At 77.1% G+C, this 2,583-nt stretch carries 3 protein-coding genes and 1 pseudogene; 3 read left to right on the top strand and 1 reads right to left on the bottom strand.

All coding sequences use genetic code 11. The features are described from left to right. The 3 genes and pseudogenes from SSBG_RS23765 to SSBG_RS23760 form a co-directional block, all read left to right on the top strand. Positions 1-506, top strand: a pseudogene (locus tag SSBG_RS23765) (SDR family NAD(P)-dependent oxidoreductase); the annotation flags it as partial. A 55-nt stretch (positions 507-561) separates the two neighbouring features. Next, on the top strand, positions 562-729 hold the full coding sequence (locus SSBG_RS32290) for a hypothetical protein (protein ID WP_008748614.1): 168 nt from the start codon (positions 562-564) through the stop codon (positions 727-729). Between the two features lie 7 nt (positions 730-736). Then, the gene (locus SSBG_RS23760) at positions 737-1,321 is read left to right on the top strand and encodes a Clp protease N-terminal domain-containing protein (protein WP_008748613.1); all 585 of its coding nucleotides are present in this window, start codon (positions 737-739) and stop codon (positions 1,319-1,321) included. Here SSBG_RS23760 and SSBG_RS23755 read toward each other — a convergent pair. Next, positions 1,281-2,583, bottom strand: a 1,303-nt coding sequence (locus SSBG_RS23755; RefSeq protein ID WP_078491398.1) for a hypothetical protein, incomplete at its 5' end; no start/stop codon positions are given. The genes SSBG_RS23760 and SSBG_RS23755 overlap by 41 nt on opposite strands.

Genomic DNA, 2,583 nt, shown 5'->3' with positions numbered 1-2,583 from the left:
CAACAACGCGGCCGTCAACACCCCGCAGGCCACCCCTGGAGACGCCGTTCGAGGAGTGGGTCGCGGCCTGGGAGAGGCACGTCTCGGTGAATCTGCTCGCCGCCGCGCACCTGAGCCACCGGGCGGCCCGGCACATGGTCGCGGGCGGGCGCGGCGGCCGGATCGTGAACATCGGCTCGCGCGGCGCCTTCCGGGGCGAGCCGGCCCACCCCGCGTACGGGGCGACGAAGGCCGCCGTGCACGCGCTGGGCCAGTCGCTCGCCCTCGCGCTCGCCCCGCACGGCATCGCCGTCGCCTCGGTCGCTCCCGGCTTCTTCGCGACGGAACGCGTCGCGCACCGGCTGAGCGGCGCGGAGGGCGAGGCGATCCGGGCGCAGAGCCCCTTCGGGCGGGTCGCGGAACCGGAGGAGATCGCCGAGGCGGTCCTCTGGCTCGCCTCCCCCGCCGCCACGTGGGCCTCCGGCACGGTCATGGACCTCAACGGAGCCTCGTACCTGCGGACGTGAACCCAGCCCGTCAGCCTGGGCTGACACACGACGCCTCGGCGCGCACGAACCCGACGTGGGCCTGCGTGCCGTGGGCGCCCTGTGCCGTCTCGCCGAGCAGGTCGAGGCGGCCGCCGTCGCCCGCGCCAGGGAGCAGTGCTGGGCGTGGGAGCAGATCGGTGACGCCCTCGGCGTCTCCCGGCAGTCCGTCCACACCAAGTACGGCCACCAGAAGGGACAGTGAGACGGCGATGTTCGAGCATTTCACCCCGGACGCGAGGGGCGCGGTCAGCGACGCGGCGACCGAGGCGGGCGAGCGGGGCGACCGCCGCATCGGCACCGAACACCTTCTCCTCGGGGTGCTCCGGCAGCCGGGGCCCGCGGCGGCCCTGGGCGCCGACGTCGCGTCCGCCCGCGCCGCGCTCGACGCGCTCGACCTCGCGGCGCTCGCGGCCCTCGGCATCGACGCGCGGGGCGTCGCGCGCCCGGCGATCCCCGCCTCGCGCAAGCGCGCCCCCTTCACCTCGGGTGCCCGCGCGGTCGTCCCGGGGGCGCTGGGCGCGGCGCGGAGCGCGGGCGCCCGGCGCGTCACCCCCCGCACACCTCCTCCTCGCCCTGCTCGACCGCGACCGCCCCGACCCCGCGGCCGATCTCATCGACCGCCTCGGCGTCGACCGCGCGAAGGCCCGGGCCGGACCGCGGGAGCCCGCGGACGGGTGAGGCCGCGCCCAACGAGGCCGAGGACGCCGCAGGCGCCGAGCGGCGGTTTCCGGGCCCCGTGCCGCGCCCCCGCCGTCACTGCCCGGGGTCCTCCCCCGCCGCCGACCTCGCCTTGAAGGCGGCCTTGCGGGCCTCCTTGGCGGTGCGCTTGTCGGGGTGGAGGCGGCCCATCGCCTCCAGGACCTCGGCCGTCGCGGGATGCCTGACGCGCCACGCCGCCTCGAAGAAGCCGCTGTGCTGGGCGGCGAGGCCCGCCACGAGCGCCTGGAGCTCCGCCGACTCGCCCTCCACGGCGAGCTGGGCCGCGACGGTGTCGACGGTGAGCCAGAAGACGAGGTCCGCCGGGGGCGGCGGGACGTCCGGCAGGCCCCGCTCGGAGAGCCACACGCGGGCGAGGCCGCCCAGCTCGGGATCGTCCAGCACCGCCCGTACGGCGGGTTCGGCTCCCGCGCCGGCGAGTTCCAGGGCCTCTTGGGCGCGCAGCCTGCGCACCGGGCCCCCGGCGTCCCCGCCCCGCGCCGCCGCGAGCAGGTCCGCCGCCGCCGCGACGGGCTCGCGCCCCGCGAGCCAGCTCTCCAGCTCCGCGCGCACCGCGGGCGAGGGGTACTCCGCGATCCCGGCGAGCAGGACCTCCGCCGTCGCCTCCGCGAGGTCCCCGACGGCGGGGGCTTCGAGCCCCGCCTCGACCAGGCGCTCGCGGATGCCGTACAGGCCGAGCGGCGTGTAGCGCACGAGCCCGTACCGCGAGACGTCCTCCTCCTCGGTCTCGAAGGGCTCGCCCGCGTCGGCCTCCACCAGCAGCGCCTCGTCGAGCGGCGTGTAGACGAGGAGCCCGGAAGTGTCGAGGAGCCGGAACTTCGCGTCGAGGCGGACCATCGTCTCGGAGACCTGCTCCAGGATGGCGTCGCTCGGCTCGGGCATGTCCTCGGGCACCACCATCGCGGCGGCGAGCGCGGGCAGCGGTACGGGCGTGTCCGTGGAACCGCCCTCGGAGACCGTGAGGAGGTAGAGGCTCAGGAGCGCCTGGTCCACGAACTCGGCCTCCTCCTCCGGGTCCCAGCCGAGCGCGTCGAAGTCGACGGTGCCGCCGCCCTCCAGGGCGCCGGTCAGCTCGTCCAGGTCCTCGATGTCGGGGATGCTCGCGTCGGCCAGGAGCGTGTCCAGCGCGCCGAGCCACAGGCCGAGCGCGTCCTGCGGGCCGCCCGAGGTGAGGCGGCCCAGTTCCTCGCCCGGGGCCGCGCGCCCGTACTCCGCGCTCTCCTCCTCGGGGTCGCTGACCTCCACGAGCCCGGTGTCGACGGCGACCCGCCACGCCTCGCTCGCCTCGGCCTCCGCGTCGGGCCCGGTCAGGCCCAGCTCCTTGGCCGCCTCGGGCAGG

Origin of the sequence: Streptomyces sp. SPB074, from assembly GCF_000154905.1 — a bacterium.
In the GTDB taxonomy this organism is placed as follows: domain Bacteria; phylum Actinomycetota; class Actinomycetes; order Streptomycetales; family Streptomycetaceae; genus Streptomyces.
Note: the sequence above shows the minus strand (reverse complement) of the source record. Positions and strands in the feature narration are given on the sequence as shown.

Excerpts from the sequence above, each read along its gene's own strand:
- SSBG_RS23760 (WP_008748613.1), top strand. The coding sequence starts at position 737 with ATGTTCGAGCATTTCACCCCGGACGCGAGGGGCGCGGTCAGCGACGCG.